The organism is Solirubrobacter deserti (genome assembly GCF_027587175.1).
Classification (GTDB): Bacteria; Actinomycetota; Thermoleophilia; order Solirubrobacterales; family Solirubrobacteraceae; genus Solirubrobacter; species Solirubrobacter deserti.
Map to the genome: position 1 here is coordinate 1 of NZ_JAPCID010000128.1, position 536 is coordinate 536.

Consider the following 536-nt stretch of genomic DNA (forward strand, 5'->3'; position numbering starts at 1 on the left):
CACCGCCGCCGGGCCTGCCGCCGCCGCGGCTCCCCAACCTTCTCCGCGCGCCACCTCGGCCGGCGCGGACACGGCACGCCCGGCCACGGGCGACGTCGACGCACCCCGGGCGGGCGTAGATGCCCTCCTCGCCCGCCCGGACGCGTCCACCCCTGACCCGGCGCCCGCGGCCGCGGACACGCCGCCGCCCTCCGGCGGCTCGTCCCGGCCCGCCGCCGCGCGCGCGGCGCGGCCGCCGATCAAGAAGCCCGGGGCGTTTCCCGTGATCGCGGGTTCGTGCGGGCTCTTCTTCGCGATCCTGGCGCTGCTCGGGTTCCAGATGCGGGCGGGCAAGGACCCGGCGATCGGGAAGGGCGAGCCGGTGCAGCTCGCGGCAGCGACGCCGCAGCCGCGTCAGATCATCCGGCGGCGCGTGATCATCACGCGCATCGTCGAGCACCGGCCGCGCCGCGCGCCCGCCACGTCCGCGCCCGCGACCGGCGGCGGCTCCGCGCCCGCCTCGCCGTCCGCGCCCGCGACGTCCGCGCCGGCGCCCG

1 pseudogene is annotated in these 536 nt (G+C 80.8%); it reads left to right on the forward strand.

Annotation, left to right across the window (positions count from 1 at the left end):
* Positions 1 to 536 (forward strand): annotated as a pseudogene (locus tag OJ962_RS34235) (hypothetical protein); the annotation flags it as partial.